The organism is Nocardioides sp. BGA-UO-ETr-FS32 (assembly GCF_059567905.1).
Window position 1 is genome coordinate 722,396 of the sequence record NZ_JCAQOX010000017.1, and the last position, 13,739, is coordinate 736,134.

The following is a 13,739-nucleotide window of genomic DNA, read 5'->3' on the forward strand; positions in this document are numbered from 1 at the left end:
CCCGAACCCGGAAGGACCGCCATGACCGACAACCAGGACACCGCACCCGAGAGCCCCCAGGGCGTGGACCGCAAGGCCGAGGCCGGCTGCCCGGTCATGCACGACTCCGTCACTGCCGAGGGCAGCGAGAGCGAGAACCCCGTCATCGACTCCCCCGAGCCCAAGCAGGGCCGGCCCCACACCAACCAGGACTGGTGGCCCAACCAGCTCGACCTCTCGGTCCTGCACGCGCACTCGCCGAAGGGCAACCCGCTCGGCGCCGGCTTCAGCTATCGCGAGGAGTTCGCCAAGCTCGACGTCGAGGCGCTCAAGGCCGACATCGCCCAGACCCTGCGCACCTCGCAGGACTGGTGGCCCGCCGACTTCGGCCACTACGGCGGCCTGATGATCCGGATGAGCTGGCACTCCGCCGGCACCTACCGCGTCCAGGACGGCCGCGGTGGCGCGGGCGACGGCGGCCAGCGGTTCGCCCCCCTCAACTCGTGGCCCGACAACGCCAACCTCGACAAGGCGCGCCGCCTGCTGTGGCCGGTGAAGCAGAAGTACGGCCAGAAGATCTCCTGGGCCGACCTGCTGGTGCTCGCCGGCAACGTCGCCCTCGAGGACATGGGCTTCGAGACCTTCGGCTTCGCCTTCGGCCGAGAGGACGTCTGGGAGCCCGAGGAGATCTTCTGGGGTCCCGAGGACACCTGGCTCGGCGACGAGCGCTACTCCGGCGAGCGCGAGCTCGGCGAGGGCCTCGGCGCCGTCCAGATGGGCCTGATCTACGTCAACCCCGAGGGCCCCAACGGCAACCCCGACCCGGTGGCCTCGGCGCGCGACATCCGCGAGACCTTCGCCCGGATGGCGATGAACGACGAGGAGACCGTTGCGCTCATCGCCGGCGGCCACACCTTCGGCAAGACCCACGGAAACGGTGACGCCGACCTCATCGGCCCCGAGCCCGAGGGCGCCCCGCTCGAGAACCAGGGCCTCGGCTGGCTGAGCTCGTACGGCTCCGGCAAGGGCGGCGACACGATCACGTCCGGCCTCGAGGTCACCTGGACCGACGTCCCCACCCAGTGGAGCAACCGCTACTTCGAGATCCTCTTCGGCTACGAGTGGGAGCTCACCGAGAGCCCCGCCGGCGCCAAGCAGTGGGTCGCCAAGACCGACGACGCGATCATCCCCGACGCGCACGACCCGTCGAAGAAGCACCGTCCGACGATGCTCACCTCCGACCTGGCGCTGCGCTTCGACCCGGCCTACGAGAAGATCTCGCGCCGCTTCCTCGAGAGCCCCGACCAGTTCGCGGAGGCCTTCGCCAAGGCCTGGTACAAGCTGCTGCACCGCGACATGGGACCGGTCGGCCCGCACCTGCTCGGCCCCTGGGTCCCCGAGGCGCAGCTGTGGCAGGACCCGGTGCCGCCGGTCGAGGGTGAGCTGGTCGGGGACGCCGACATCGCCTCGCTCAAGGAGAAGCTGCTCGCCTCCGGCCTGTCGGTCTCCCAGCTGGTGTCGCTCGCCTGGGCGTCCGCCGCGACCTTCCGTCGTACGGACCGCCGCGGCGGTGCCAACGGCGCCCGCATCCGCCTCGAGCCGCAGCGGGGCTGGGCGGCCCACGCCGACCTCGACCTGGACACCTCGCTCGCGGCGATCGAGCGCGTGCAGGAGGAGTTCAACTCCGCCGGTGGCGCGCAGGTGTCGCTGGCCGACCTCATCGTCCTCGGCGGTGCCGCGGCGATCGAGAAGGCGGCCGCGGACGCCGGTCACGACGTGACCGTGCCGTTCACGCCCGGTCGGACGGACGCCACGCAGGAGCAGACCGACGTCGACTCGATGCGTTGGCTCGAGCCCCGCGCCGACGGGTTCCGCAACTGGACCCGCCCCGGCGAGAAGCTCCAGCCGGAGAAGCTGCTGGTCGACAAGGCCTACCTGCTGGGTCTCTCCGCGCCGCAGATGACCGTCCTGCTCGGCGGCCTGCGGGCGCTCGGCGCCAACGCCGGCGGCACCGCGCACGGCGTGCTGACCGACCGGCCGGGGGTCCTGACCAACGACTTCTTCGCCCACCTGCTGTCCCCGGGCACGCAGTGGAAGGCGTCGCAGTCGGAGGAGGGCGTCTACGAGATCCGCGACGTCGCCTCGGGCGAGCTGAAGTGGACGGCCACGGCGATCGACCTGGTCCTGGGCTCGAACTCCCAGCTCCGTGCGCTCGCCGAGGTCTACGCCAGCGAGGACGCGCGCGACAAGTTCGTCGCCGACTTCGTCGCCGCGTGGGCCCAGGTCATGGACAACGACAGGTTCGACCTGCGCTGACCCCGTACGCCTCACGGCACGCCACGTCGGCCCGGACGCCCTCACGGGGTCCGGGCCGACGTGCGTCCGGCTACCGATCCGGCACCGGCACGGAACGGGCGTCGACGCCCTGCCCGGACGTCATGGCAGGCGGCGGCCCGGGCAGCCGATCGTCATGACGTTCTGGGCTGTGCCTCGGCCTCGTCGCCGACGCTGATGGTGCCCGACGTCAGCAGCCGGAAGACCGTCCCGCCGCGGGGCGAGCGCAGCGCCTGCATCGCGCTGGGGCCGAGCCAGTCGTCGAGCAGCCGGCACGGCGCGGCGATGCGTACGACCTCCAGCTCGACGTCCGCGATGCGCATCCGCTCGCCCGGCCTCGTCGGGATCGGCCCGCTGGTCAGGGTGACGTTGCGGCGGGTCAGCCCCGGGTCGACGGGCCGACCCAGCACCTCGGCCGCGACGGCGAGGTCGTCGAGCGCCTGCACCGTCACGTGCCGGTGCCTGCTGCCGTGGTAGCGGTCGCCGACCAGGCCAGTGCCTGCCTCGGCCTCGACCGACGGCACCGACTTCGTGGGCAGGCGGCGTCCCGGGGCGAGGTGGATCGAGTGGACACGGGGGCTCACGCGGAGACCGTACTTCGCACCCGAGTTTCGTGCTTCCAGGTCGAGATCCGTACCTGTAAGCAAGGCGGTCACCGGATATCCGGTGACTCCAGATCAGGGTCCGCGGGCATGATCGAGCCGTGACCGACCTCCTGGACCCCAAGGCAGCCCTCCGGCACTACCTGCGGGAGTCGCGCGACGCGTTGCTCTGGAAGCTCGACGGAGTGGGCGAGCGCGACCTGCGCCTGCCCCGTACGCCGACGGGCACCAACCTGCTCGGCATCGTCAAGCACGTCGCCAACGTGGAGATCGGCTACTTCGGACCCACCTTCGGCCGGGAGTGGCCCGAGCCCGACCACCCGCTGGTGGTGACGGACGAGGACTACGACGCCGACCCGCAGTCCGACTGGTGGGTCCCCGCCGAGGTGTCCGCCGCGGAGGTCGTCGACTTCCACCGCGAGGTGGCCGCGTTCGCCGACGCGACCATCGCGGACCTGCCGCTCGACGCCGTCGGCGCGGTGCCGTGGTGGCCCGAGGAGCGGAGCAGGGTCTCCCTCCACCGGATCATCGTCCACGTCATCGCCGACACGACCCGGCACGCCGGCCACGCCGACATCCTCCGCGAGGGCATCGACGGCGCCGCGGGCCTCACGGTCGCCGCCCCGAACCTGCCCGACGTCGACTGGCCGGCGTACGTCGCCCGCCTGAGGCAGGTGGCCGACCGGTTCGCCCCGCCGTCCGATCCGGATCCTTCTCACCCCTAGGGGTTGAGGTCGGGGCCGATCACTGGTTCCATTCGGCGGATGGAATCCGAGGCGGCAACTGTGGCGGCAGAAGCGACTCCGGGCGAGTGGGAGTGGCTCGCGTCGATCGAGGACGCGATCAACTCGGCCTTCGACCCGATCGCCGACGCCGTGGCGTCGGTCATCTTCTACGCGCCGACGCTCGGCGGGGTCACCTTTCCCCTGATCGTGCTGTGGCTCGTGGTGGCGGCCGTGGTCTTCACCATCTACTTCAAGGGCATCCAGTTCACCTCGTGGCGCACCTCGTGGGACCTGGTCCGCGGCAAGTTCTCCCGCGCCAGCGACCCCGGTGAGGTCACGCACTTCCAGGCCCTGTCGTCGGCGGTGTCCGGCACGGTCGGCCTCGGCAACATCGCCGGCGTCGGCGCGGCGGTGACGCTCGGCGGTCCCGGAGCGACGTTCTGGATGATCATCGCCGGCCTGTTCGGCATGTGCACCAAGTTCGTCGAGTGCACCCTCGGCGTGAAGTACCGCGAGGTCCACGAGGACGGCAGCGTCACCGGCGGCCCGTTCCGCTACCTCCCCATCGCGTTCGAGCGCTTCGGCAGCGGGGTGTCCCGCTCGCTCACGGTCGTCTTCGCCGTCGCGCTGTTCTTCTTCGGGGCCGTCGGCGGCAACATGTTCCAGGCCAACCAGACCTTCGCCCAGGCCCGCGAGGTCACCGGCGGCGAGGACGGGTTCCTCGGGTCGTCCGGCTCGGCGCTGATCTTCGGGCTCGTGCTGGCGTTCCTCGTCGGCGCGGTCATCATCGGCGGCATCACCTCCATCGCGCAGGTCACCTCGAAGCTCGTGCCGGCCATGGCGCTCCTATACCTCGGCACCTGCCTGCTGGTGATCCTGGGCAACATCCCCAACATCCCGGCAGCCCTCGGCGAGATCATCTCGGGCGCCTTCAACCCCGAGGGTGTCGCCGGCGGTGCGGTGGGCGTGCTCATCATCGGCTTCCAGCGCGCGGCCTTCTCCAACGAGGCCGGCGTCGGCTCGGCGCCGATCGCCCACTCGGCCGTCAAGACCAAGCACCCGGTCAGCGAGGGCTTCGTCGCACTCCTCGAGCCCTTCATCGACACGGTGGTCATCTGCACCATGACGGCGCTGACGATCGTGATCGCCGACTCGGCCTACTACGCCGAGCAGCGCGAGGTCGTCGCCGGCGGCGGCCCGACGCCGGACGGGGTCGTCGTCACCTCGCGGGCCTTCGAGACGTTCCTGCCACAGTTCCCGGTGATCCTCGCGATCGCGGTGGCGCTGTTCGCCTTCTCGACGCTGATCACCTGGTCCTACTACACGATGAAGGCCTGGACCGAGCTCTTCGGCCGCTCGAAGCGCAGCGAGGCGATCTTCAAGATCGTGTTCTGCAGCTTCACCGTCATCGGCAGCGTCATCACCTTCACCTCGGTCCTCACCTTCGCCGACTCGATGCTCTTCGTCTGCGCGATCGTCAACCTGCTCGCCTGCTACATCCTGCTCCCCAAGGTGCGCGAGGAGCTGCGGTCGTTCCGCGAGGGGCGGCGTACGGGCGCCATCAAGGAGGTCCCGGTCGAGGAGCGCGCCACGACCTGACCGTCAACCGCCGTCGTGGCGGCCGGTTCCCGTGGGTGTCACGGGCAGGCCGGCCGCCATCGGCGCGGACAGCTGGGCGAAGGTGGTCACGGCCAGGGCGGTGAGGAGGGCGAGCCCGCCCAGCACCACCCCGGCGTCGAGGAAGCCCGACCAGCCGGTGTCGGGCCGTACGCCGACCGCGAGCAGGCCTGCCACGGCGAGGCCCACGCCGGTCACGGCGAAGATGCGGTGCTCGCGACCCGGTGTGGTGCCGGGCATGCCGCCCCTCAGGAGGCTCCAGGTCGTCAGGACCGCAGTGCCCCAGACCAGGCAGACCAGGATGGCGCCGAGGATGTCGGCGGGCCGGTGCCAGCTGGCCACGAGGGTCGCAGCGGCGGTCACCGTCACCGCGGCCGAACCGACCAGCGACACCGTGGTCCGCGCCTGTCCGGGCACGACGAGCAGCGCGGCGAACACCAGCGAGACCACGACCGTGGAGTGCCCGCTGGGGAAGCTGGTGACGGTGAGGTAGCCGAAGTCGGAGCGCTCGGACAGTGCCTTCACGGCCTGGGTGGTCACGTTGGCGCCGAGGACCAGCGCACCGGCCGCCGCCGCCGCGGCGTACAGCTGGCGCAGCAGCGCCAGGCCCACGAGCAGCGTCACGGCCACGGCGATCGAGCCGAGTGAGACGTTGCCGAGGACGCCGACGAGCCGCCGCGTCGCCACCTCGTCGCCGGCGACGATGTCCATCCCGGCCTGGTCGAGCGCCTGGCCCAGCTCGGTGTGCTGGCTGCGGTCCGCCAGCCAGACGAGCGCGGTCGCGCTCAGCAGTCCGACTCCGGCACACGCGGCCGTGCTCCGCCACCGGCGCCACTCGTCGCGACCCACGATCAGGCGGGCATCCGTGCGTCGAGGAACCGGACGGTCCGGTCCATCGCGGCGACGAACGCCGGGCCGAAGGCGTGCGCGTCGTCGTACCACTCGAGCGTGGCGTCCACGCCGGCACGGGTCATGGCCTGCTGGGTGGCCCGCGCCCACGCCGGCGGGCAGGTGTCGTCGAACCTGCCGTGCACCATCAGCACCGGCTCGGTGATCTCGCCGAAGAGCGGCCGTGGCGAGACGCCGCGCCAGAACCCGGGGTCCTCGGCCGGCAGGCCGTGCAGACCACGGAAGCCGGCCTTCAGCTCCGCCAGGGGGGCGTCGGGACGCTGGAACTGCGCGAAGTTGTCGGCCTCGAGGCTCGACACGGACGCCCAGCCGACACCGGCGGCGAACAGGCCGGGCTCGGCGGCCAGCGCCTTCATCATCACGCCGCCACCCATCGACCGGCCGAAGAGGGCGATGCGGTCGGGATCAACCCGGACCTCGCGGGACTCGCGCAGGGCGTGCAGCGCGGCGATCGTGTCCGCGGCGTAGCCGAGCCGTACGGCGGTCTCCACCCGCGGGTCGTCGGTGGACTCCGCGTGGTTGCGGTAGTCGACGTGCAGGGCGACGTAGCCGCGCTGCGCCAGGAACCCCCGCTCGCGCGTCATGCCCTGCCCGCGGACGTAGACGGCCGGGTCGATGTAGCCGTGGGCCAGGACCACCGCGGGGAACGGGCCCCGCCCGGTCGGCACGTTGAGCACCCCGCTGATCCGCAGCGGCCGCGTGCGCCTGCCCGCGGTCGTCGAGGCGAAGGTGACGTCGTACGAGGTGTACGCCGCCGTCCGCTCGCGCACCGCCCCCAGCCGGAGGTCGCCCCCGGTCAGGTCTGCCCGGGCCAGGGCGGCCATCGAGATCGGGTCGACCGGCTGAGGCTTCTCGGTGGACTCCTCGGTCGGCTCCTCGGTGGGCTCTTCGGTGGGCTCGTCCGTCGGCTCCTCGGTGGGCTCGGGTGCGCTGGTCGCACTCGGCGCCTCGTCCGGGCTGCCTGGCGTCGACTGCTCGCTCGTGCACCCGGCGAGCAGCACCAGCACCGCGACGAGCAGCGCGGTCGGGGCCCCGAGGGGCCTGCGGGCTCGGAGCCGGGGGGCGTCCATGCGCTCCAGTGTGCGGGAGGGCTGGTCACACATCGGGCCGCCGGCTCGTCATCGGGTTGGAATGATGCGATCGACGAAGGGTGGAGTGATGGACCAGGTGAAGGCCTTCGAGGCCGAGCGGCCGCGCCTGCTGGCACTGGCCGGCCGGGTGCTGGCCGACCATGCCGAGGCCGAGGACGTCGTGCAGCAGGCGTGGCTCCGGCTCGACCGGGCCACCGCGCGCGACGGCACCGACATCGAGAACCTGCCTGCGTGGCTGACGACGGTCACCACCCGGCTCTGCCTCGACCGGTTGCGGGCGCGTACGCCCCTCCCGATGGACGACCTCGACGACTCGGCCGAGGTGTGGGCGCAACCGCCCGGCGACCCCGCCGACGATGTCGCCCTCGCGGACACGGTGGGTGTCGCGCTCCAGGCCGTGATCGACCGGCTGTCGCCGCGCGAGCGGGTCGCGTTCGTCCTGCACGACAGCTTCGGCTTCGAGTTCTCGACGATCGCCGCCGTCCTCGACACCACTCCCGCGGCCGCCCGCAAGCTCGCCTCGCGCGCCCGTGCCAAGGTCGCCCAGCCCGTCGTCGAGGACGCCCTCGCCGACTGGGAGGTGGTGGACGCCTTCATGTCCGCCGCGCGCGGAGGGGACTTCGACCGGTTGCTCCAGCTGCTCGCGCCCGACGCCGTCGTCGGCGCCGACGAGGCCGCGATCCTCGCCGGCACGCCCGCCTCGATCGAGGGTCGTGGCGAGGTCGCGGCGTTCTTCAACGGCAGCGCCCAGGCGGCCTTGGCGGTCTTCGTCGGAGACCGCCCGGCGTCGGCCTGGTTCCACCGCGGTCGTGCGGCCGTCGTCTTCGACTTCACCGTCGAGGACGGCCGGGTCGCGGCGATCACCTTCCGCGCCGACCCCGGCGTCCTCGAGCGGGTCGTACGCCGCGACGGCGCGTCGCCGCGGTGAGCGCCGCGGTCACACCTGCAGTCCCAGCATCGTCGAACCACCAGAAGCCCACGGAGGAGAACCCATGAAGACCATGACCTGCCGCCAGCTCGGCGGCCCCTGCGACCTCGCGCACCGCGGCGAGACCCACGACGACGTCATCAACGCCCAGGACCAGCACCTCAAGCAGGCCGAGAAGGACGGCGACGCCGCCCACCAGCCCGCCCGCGACGAGATGAAGAGCCGCTGGCGGCACCCGAAGAAGTCGCTCGGCTGGTACCGCGAGATGAAGCAGGCCTTCGCCGACCTGCCGGAGGGCTGACCCGCCGCGACGGTCAGCGACGGGCGCGGCGGTCGGCGAGCAGCCAGGCGGCGCCGGACGCGGCGGCGGTGACGCCGAGGACGGACGGCCAGGTGCCGACCTTCCGGGCGAGCGGGTGCGAGACACCCATCGCGGTCCAGTACGCCGCCGTCAGGCCGGCGGCCAGCGGCGCGCCGCCCACGGCGTACCACTGGCGCGCGGCGAGCGCGTTGGCGCCGAGCATCGCGACCCCGCCGAGAGGGCGTACGCCGGTCTGCTGGGCGAGCGCGAAGCCACCGACGAGGCCGGTGGCGAGCAGGGGAGCGGTGGGGACGCGGGAGAGGTCGGGCACGATCCGACCCTAGCGAGCGGCCGGGTGCCGGTCGTCCGCGCGTACCGGGCTCGCGGACGGCTCCGGCAGGCCGGCGGCTACTTGCTCGGCTCGGGCGTGTCGACGTCGACGTCGGTGCACTTCACCTTGGGGTTGAGGCCTGCGTAGTTGAGCGGGCCCGCGACGATGTTGAGCGCGATGTCGCTGGCCTCGGAGCAGTTGGTCTCCGCGTCCTCGAAGTAGCCGCGCTGGAAGGCGGCGAACGCGCCGATGACGAGCCAGACCACGAGCAGAATGCCGATCAGTCGTCCCATGGGGACCTCCCTCGATCCTCGCGGCGGGGTAGCCGTTCGTCCCACTGTGTCGCCGCAGCGCTCGTCGTGCCACCCTCCCAGGGGTAGGCGGCCCTAGGGTGCGGTCATGACGATCTTCACGGTGGGATTCACGGTGCTGGCGGCCCTGCTGCACGTGTACATCTGGGTCCTGGAGTCGTTCCGCTGGACCCACCCGTCGACCCGCCGGACCTTCGGCGTCTCCGAGGCGGACGCCGAGGTGCTGAAGCCCATGGCCTACAACCAGGGCTTCTACAACCTGTTCCTCGCGATCATCGCGCTCGTCGGCGTGGCCCTGCTCAAGACCGAGCACTGGGTCGGCTCCGCCCTGGCCCTGGCCGGCACCGGATCGATGCTCGCCGCCGCGATCGTGCTCGTCGCCCACGACCGGTCGATGGTGCGCGCGGCGCTCACCCAAGGCACGCTCCCCGCGCTGGCGGTGCTCTTCCTGCTGCTCGAGCTCTGAGCGGACTACTGACCCAGCCAGGCGTGCACCGACGACACGACGGACGCGCCCTCGCCGGTCGCGGAGGCGACCCGCTTCATCGAGCCCGCGCGGATGTCGCCGGCGGCGAAGATCCCCGGCGCCGTGGTGGCCAGGTCCTCGGGCGGCACGTCGTCGACCCAGCGCTCCGACGGGATGTCGCGTCCGGTGAGGACGAAGCCTCGGTCGTCGCGCAGCACGGTGTCGGGCAGCCAGTCGCACTCCGGAGACGCCCCCAGCAGCAGGAAGAGCCCGCGCGCCTCGACCCGCTCCTGCGCTCCCGTGTCCACGTCCTCGAGGTCGAGCCACGCCAGCTGGCCGACGTCGTCGGGCCCACCGTCCACCACGCGCGTGCGCCCGCGCACGGTGATGCGCGGGTTCCACTCGATCTCGTCGATGAGGTACGACGACATGGTGGCGGCGAGGTCGGGCCGGCGTACGACGACGGTGACCGAGGCGGCGAAGCGGGCGGCGTGGATCGCCGCCTGGCCGGCGGAGTTGCCGCCGCCGACGACCACGACGTGGTCACCCTCGAGCTCGCGTGCGGCCGCCATCGCGGCGCCGTAGTAGACGCCGCGACCGACGAGCTCCTCGAGCGAGTCGACACCGAGGCGGCGGTAGTCGACCCCGGAGGACACGAGCACCGAGCGGGCGTGGACGTCACCGCCCTCGGTGTGCACCACGTGGTGGCCGCCGTCGTGGCACGGGGAGATCCCGGTGGCCGGCCAACCGGTGAAGAAGCGCGTGCCGAAGCGCAGCGCCTGGCCGCGAGCGCGCTGCGCCAGTCGCATGCCCGAGATGCCGCGCGGGAAGCCGAGGTAGTTGCGGATCATCGAGCTCGTCCCGGCCTGCCCGCCGATCGCCTCCGCCTCGAGGCAGACCGTCGAGAGGCCCTCGCTCGAGGCGTACACGCTGGCGGCCAGCCCCGCCGGGCCCGCCCCCACCACGACGAGGTCGACCACCTCGTCGACGTCGATCTCGTCGGGGCGGCCGTAGAGCCGGTTGGCGAGGGAGCGTACGTCGGGGCAGTGGCCGCACCATCCGACCAGCGACGACACGACCGGCCAGCGACCCTCGTCCTCGGGGCAGCTCGCCAGGACCTCGCGGCCGACCTCGCTGTCCGGGTGGTGCACGCCGGCCGGCATCCCCACGCGGGCGAGGTAGTCGAGCAGGTCGCGGGTGAGCCTGTCCTTCTCGGGGGTGATGATGCGGACGTTCTCGACCACCGGGGCCGCCACGGTCGCGTTCCACTCGTTGAGCAGCTCGCCGACCGCGAGGTGGAACTCCTCGTCGCGCGGCCCCTGGGGCATCAGCAGCAGCGCGTCGACCTTGCCGGCAGCGACCGCGTGGCGGAAGGTCTGGTTGTCCTCACGGAACCGGCTGACGTGGGTGACGATCAGTCGCCGCGCGGTCGGGACGACCTGGCGGGTGCCACCGATCAGGGCGTAGAGCTTGTCCTGGTCGTGGTCGCTGTCGATGACGAAGAGCGCGACCTGGTGGCCGCCGGTCATCAGCTCCTTGGCGGCTGCCTTGGCCGGTCCCTCGTCGGAGACCAGCCTGACGTCGTACTCCCGCTCGTAGCGCGCGAAGGCCTCGGACAGCTCGGTCTGGTGGTTGGCGGAGGCGATGACGATCGCGGGCGCACCCATGCCAGAAGCGTAGTGCGGCGTCGGAGGGCGGTCAGCCCGTCAGGTTGTGGACGTAGCACCAGCGCCACGACTCGTCCGGCTCCGCGGACTCCACCACGGGGTGGAGGGTCGCGTGGAAGTGCGCGGTGGCGTGCCGGCCGACCGACGAGTCGCAGCACGCGACGTGCCCGCAGGTCAGGCACTGGCGCAGCGAGACCCACCGGGTGCCGTCGGCGACGCAGGTCGCGCAGGCGGCGTCGGCGGCGGTCTCGACCGCGGGATGCGCCTCGAGGTCGTCACAGAGATGGCCGGCGGTGAAGGCGAGCGACCCGTTGCGTACGCCCTCGCGTGCCGCGCTGCCGAAGTCGAGCATCGACTCCTCGATGTCGAGCATCCCCAGCACCTGGCGTACGACGTCGGAGGCGACCCGGCCCTCGCTGCGGACGAGCAACACCTGGGCGCGCTCGGCGTCGATCATCTCGCCGCGGATCCGGGCGTAGAGCTCCGACGGCGTCTCCTCGCCCGTCGTGGTGGCCAGCTGCTCCCACGCCGCGAACGAGCGCTGGTCGAGCCGGCCCCGGATCTGGTCGACGACGCCGTGGTGGTCGTCGTACTCGAGCTCGTCGAGACGCCGGAAGCCGGCGTCGGCCGCCTGCTGGAGGAGGGCCGCGCGGGACAGCGCGTCCTCGGCGGGGTCCGGGGACGGTACGCCGAGGGTGCGGGTGAGGAGCGGGAGCGTGAGTCCCTGGCCGAGGAGCGTGCCGGCCACGACCGTGAAGGCGACGAGGAGCAGCACCTCGCGGTGCGGGGTGTCCTCGGGGATCACGAAGGCCGCCGCGAGCGTGACCACGCCGCGCATCCCGGCCCAGCCGACGAGGAAGGCCCAGGAGGCGGGGAGCGGGTTCTCGCCCATCCGCCGGAAGGCCAGCGTCGCGAACATCCAGCCGAGCCGCACCGCCACCACGGTGAGGAGCGTGGCCGCGCAGACGAGCGTGATGCGGGCCGCCGAGAGCGTCGACTCGGTGACGTCCTCGAGGATCCAGTCGAGCTGGAGGCCGATGAGCAGGAACACCGTGTTCTCCAGGAGGAAGGCGACGGTGCCCCAGGTGATCCGCTCGGTGATCCGCGACTGTGCGGTCTGGATGATCGGGGCCTTGTGGCCGAGCAGCAGGCCGGCGACGACCACCGAGATCACGCCCGACGCGTGGAACTCCTCCGCGGCGACGTAGGCCGCGAACGGGGTGAGGAACGAGATGCCGGTGTCCATCAGCGGGTCGGTGATGCGTCGGCGCAGTCGGGCGACGACCCAGAATGCCGCGAAGCCGACGAGCGCGCCGCCGCCGGCCGCGCGTACGAAGTCGAGGCCGACCTCGGCGATCGTGAGGCTGCCCGCCAGGAAGGCGATCGCGGTGCGGAGCGTGACGAGGGCGGTGGCGTCGTTGAGGAGGGACTCGCCCTCCAGGATCGTGACCACCCGCCGTGGCAGCCCGATGCGCCTGGCGACGGCGGTCGCGGCGACCGCGTCGGGCGGGGCGACGACGGCGCCGATCGCGATGGCGGCCGCCCAGCCGAGGCCGGGGACCAGCCACTGCACGACCGCGCCGACGGCCAGCGCGGTGACGACGACTAGGAGCACGGAGAGCCGGAGGATCGATCCGCGGTTGGCGTTGAAGTCGACCAGCGAGGTCTGGATCGCCGCCGCGTACAGCAGCGGCGGCAGGAGCCCGAGCAGGACCACCTCGGACTCGAGGTGGATCGTCGGCAGCCCCGGGAGGTACGACGCCGCGCCGCCGACGACCACCAGCAGCAGCGGGGCGGGCACGCGCAGGCGTTCGCTGACGGCGGTCGCGGCCAGGACGACGGCCGCCATCGAGACGAGCAGCAGGGCGATCTCCACGGCCAGATCATCGCGCAGCCCCCGGCGGGGGGTGGGCGTCAGTGCACGACGTCGTAGACCTGGAGCGTGATCCCGTTGCCGTACGCCGCGTGCTCGGTCAGCGCGAGCGCGGTCTTGTCGCCCTCGGCGAAGAGCTTCTTGCCGCTGCCGAGCAGCAGCGGGAAGACGAGCAGGTGGTAGCGGTCGACCAGGCCCGCGCGGGCCAGGCCCTGGGCGAGGGTGGCGCTGCCGTGGACGTGGATCTCGCCGCCCTCGGTCTCCTTGAGCTCCGCGACCGCGTCGAGGGAGCGCAGCACGCCGACCTCGCCGTCGCCCCAGGGGGCGGTGTCGCCGGGCAGCGTCGTCGACACGACGTAGCGCGGCATCGCGTTGTAGGTCGCGAACTCCTCCATCGACGGCCAGTGCGGCGCGAACTCGTCGTAGGACTGCCGCCCGAAGAGGAGTGCAGAGGCCTGCTCGGTCTCACGGCCCTTGATGTCGTAGGCCGCCTCGTCGAACGGGACGTCCTTGAAGGTCCACCCGGCGTGCGGGTGGTCCCCGCCGCCGGGGGAGTCGACGATGCCGTCGAGGGTGATGAACTCGGTGACGACGATGGGGCGCAT

14 protein-coding genes are annotated in these 13,739 nt (G+C 72.2%); 6 read left to right on the forward strand and 8 right to left on the reverse strand.

Going from position 1 to position 13,739, the window contains the following annotated elements:
* The first annotated feature begins 21 nt into the window (after positions 1-21).
* Positions 22-2,295 carry a catalase/peroxidase HPI gene (gene katG / locus AC57BS_RS23635; RefSeq protein ID WP_496413885.1) on the forward strand — a complete coding sequence of 758 codons (2,274 nt, stop codon included), beginning with the start codon at positions 22-24 and terminating at the stop codon, positions 2,293-2,295.
* Between the two features lie 152 nt (positions 2,296-2,447).
* On the opposite strand, the gene AC57BS_RS23640 is transcribed toward katG, so the two are convergent.
* Positions 2,448-2,897, reverse strand: a complete 450-nt coding sequence (locus AC57BS_RS23640) for an MOSC domain-containing protein (protein WP_496413886.1) — start codon at positions 2,895-2,897, stop codon at positions 2,448-2,450.
* 119 nt (positions 2,898-3,016) lie between these two features.
* On the opposite strand from AC57BS_RS23640, the gene AC57BS_RS23645 reads away from it, so the two are divergent.
* On the forward strand, positions 3,017-3,640 hold the full coding sequence (locus tag AC57BS_RS23645; RefSeq protein WP_496413887.1) for a DinB family protein: 624 nt from the start codon (positions 3,017-3,019) through the stop codon (positions 3,638-3,640).
* A 60-nt stretch (positions 3,641-3,700) separates the two neighbouring features.
* Entirely contained in the window at positions 3,701-5,239 is a 1,539-nt protein-coding gene (locus AC57BS_RS23650; protein WP_496413888.1) for an alanine/glycine:cation symporter family protein, read from the forward strand.
* Positions 5,240-5,242: 3 nt separating this feature from the next.
* Here the strand turns inward: AC57BS_RS23650 and AC57BS_RS23655 are convergent, their stop codons facing one another.
* Positions 5,243-6,106 carry a phosphatase PAP2 family protein gene (locus AC57BS_RS23655; protein WP_496413889.1) on the reverse strand — a complete coding sequence of 288 codons (864 nt, stop codon included), beginning with the start codon at positions 6,104-6,106 and terminating at the stop codon, positions 5,243-5,245.
* A 2-nt stretch (positions 6,107-6,108) separates the two neighbouring features.
* Complete coding sequence (locus tag AC57BS_RS23660; protein WP_496413890.1) at positions 6,109-7,236, reverse strand: alpha/beta hydrolase family protein; 1,128 nt, start codon at positions 7,234-7,236, stop codon at positions 6,109-6,111.
* A gap of 88 nt (positions 7,237-7,324) precedes the next feature.
* On the opposite strand from AC57BS_RS23660, the gene AC57BS_RS23665 reads away from it, so the two are divergent.
* Both AC57BS_RS23665 and AC57BS_RS23670 read left to right on the forward strand, forming a co-directional pair.
* On the forward strand, positions 7,325-8,185 hold the full coding sequence (locus tag AC57BS_RS23665) for a sigma-70 family RNA polymerase sigma factor (RefSeq protein ID WP_496413891.1): 861 nt from the start codon (positions 7,325-7,327) through the stop codon (positions 8,183-8,185).
* A 64-nt stretch (positions 8,186-8,249) separates the two neighbouring features.
* The gene (locus tag AC57BS_RS23670) at positions 8,250-8,486 is read left to right on the forward strand and encodes a DUF1059 domain-containing protein (protein ID WP_496413892.1); all 237 of its coding nucleotides are present in this window, start codon (positions 8,250-8,252) and stop codon (positions 8,484-8,486) included.
* Between the two features lie 13 nt (positions 8,487-8,499).
* Here AC57BS_RS23670 and AC57BS_RS23675 read toward each other — a convergent pair whose 3' ends face one another.
* Positions 8,500-8,817 carry a hypothetical protein gene (locus AC57BS_RS23675; protein ID WP_496413893.1) on the reverse strand — a complete coding sequence of 106 codons (318 nt, stop codon included), beginning with the start codon at positions 8,815-8,817 and terminating at the stop codon, positions 8,500-8,502.
* A 77-nt stretch (positions 8,818-8,894) separates the two neighbouring features.
* On the reverse strand, positions 8,895-9,110 hold the full coding sequence (locus AC57BS_RS23680; protein WP_496413894.1) for a hypothetical protein: 216 nt from the start codon (positions 9,108-9,110) through the stop codon (positions 8,895-8,897).
* Between the two features lie 106 nt (positions 9,111-9,216).
* Here AC57BS_RS23680 and AC57BS_RS23685 point away from each other — a divergent pair, with 106 nt between their 5' ends.
* The gene (locus AC57BS_RS23685; protein ID WP_496413895.1) at positions 9,217-9,594 is read left to right on the forward strand and encodes a DUF1304 domain-containing protein; all 378 of its coding nucleotides are present in this window, start codon (positions 9,217-9,219) and stop codon (positions 9,592-9,594) included.
* A 5-nt stretch (positions 9,595-9,599) separates the two neighbouring features.
* On the opposite strand, the gene AC57BS_RS23690 is transcribed toward AC57BS_RS23685, so the two are convergent.
* Genes AC57BS_RS23690 through AC57BS_RS23700 form a run of 3 tightly spaced genes read right to left on the reverse strand, consistent with a single transcriptional unit; the run spans position 9,600 to position 13,739 of the window.
* Positions 9,600-11,261, reverse strand: a complete 1,662-nt coding sequence (locus AC57BS_RS23690; protein WP_496413896.1) for an NAD(P)/FAD-dependent oxidoreductase — start codon at positions 11,259-11,261, stop codon at positions 9,600-9,602.
* A 31-nt stretch (positions 11,262-11,292) separates the two neighbouring features.
* Positions 11,293-13,137, reverse strand: coding sequence for a Na+/H+ antiporter (locus AC57BS_RS23695; protein WP_496413897.1), 1,845 nt, complete (start codon positions 13,135-13,137; stop codon positions 11,293-11,295).
* A 38-nt stretch (positions 13,138-13,175) separates the two neighbouring features.
* Complete coding sequence (locus AC57BS_RS23700; protein WP_496413898.1) at positions 13,176-13,739, reverse strand: dihydrofolate reductase family protein; 564 nt, start codon at positions 13,737-13,739, stop codon at positions 13,176-13,178.

Excerpts from the sequence above, each read along its gene's own strand:
- AC57BS_RS23680 (WP_496413894.1), bottom strand. The coding sequence starts at position 9,110 with ATGGGACGACTGATCGGCATTCTGCTCGTGGTCTGGCTCGTCATCGGC.
- katG (WP_496413885.1), top strand. The coding sequence starts at position 22 with ATGACCGACAACCAGGACACCGCACCCGAGAGCCCCCAGGGCGTGGAC.
- AC57BS_RS23665 (WP_496413891.1), top strand. The coding sequence starts at position 7,325 with ATGGACCAGGTGAAGGCCTTCGAGGCCGAGCGGCCGCGCCTGCTGGCA.
- AC57BS_RS23660 (WP_496413890.1), bottom strand. The coding sequence starts at position 7,236 with ATGGACGCCCCCCGGCTCCGAGCCCGCAGGCCCCTCGGGGCCCCGACC.
- AC57BS_RS23685 (WP_496413895.1), top strand. The coding sequence starts at position 9,217 with ATGACGATCTTCACGGTGGGATTCACGGTGCTGGCGGCCCTGCTGCAC.
- AC57BS_RS23700 (WP_496413898.1), bottom strand. The coding sequence starts at position 13,739 with ATGCGCCCCATCGTCGTCACCGAGTTCATCACCCTCGACGGCATCGTC.
- AC57BS_RS23690 (WP_496413896.1), bottom strand. The coding sequence starts at position 11,261 with ATGGGTGCGCCCGCGATCGTCATCGCCTCCGCCAACCACCAGACCGAG.
- AC57BS_RS23670 (WP_496413892.1), top strand. The coding sequence starts at position 8,250 with ATGAAGACCATGACCTGCCGCCAGCTCGGCGGCCCCTGCGACCTCGCG.